The following is a 208-nucleotide window of genomic DNA, read 5'->3' as shown; positions in this document are numbered from 1 at the left end:
CCTGTTCTTAAAGCCCGTCTTTAAAAACATTGCCAAGCAGATGAGCACTTCGACTTATGGCGGGGCCGTACTGCTTGGCTTGAAGGCGCCAGTCGTTAAGACGCATGGCTCTGCGGATGCGGTTGCAGTCAAGAATACGATTGGCCAGATTCGCACCATGATCCAGACCAGCATTATAAAAGAAGCCGTTGACTACTTCAGTCCCGAG

Annotated in this window: 1 pseudogene; it reads left to right on the top strand. The window is 51.0% G+C overall.

The features are described 5' to 3' along the window. Positions 1-40: 40 nt before the first annotated feature. A pseudogene (locus LI126_RS16265) lies at positions 41-208 on the top strand (phosphate acyltransferase PlsX); the annotation flags it as partial.

Origin of the sequence: Mediterraneibacter sp. 210702-DFI.5.30, from assembly GCF_020560115.1 — a bacterium.
In the GTDB taxonomy this organism is placed as follows: domain Bacteria; phylum Bacillota; class Clostridia; order Lachnospirales; family Lachnospiraceae; genus Mediterraneibacter; species Mediterraneibacter faecis.
This window is presented reverse-complemented; position numbering and strand designations above follow the sequence as displayed.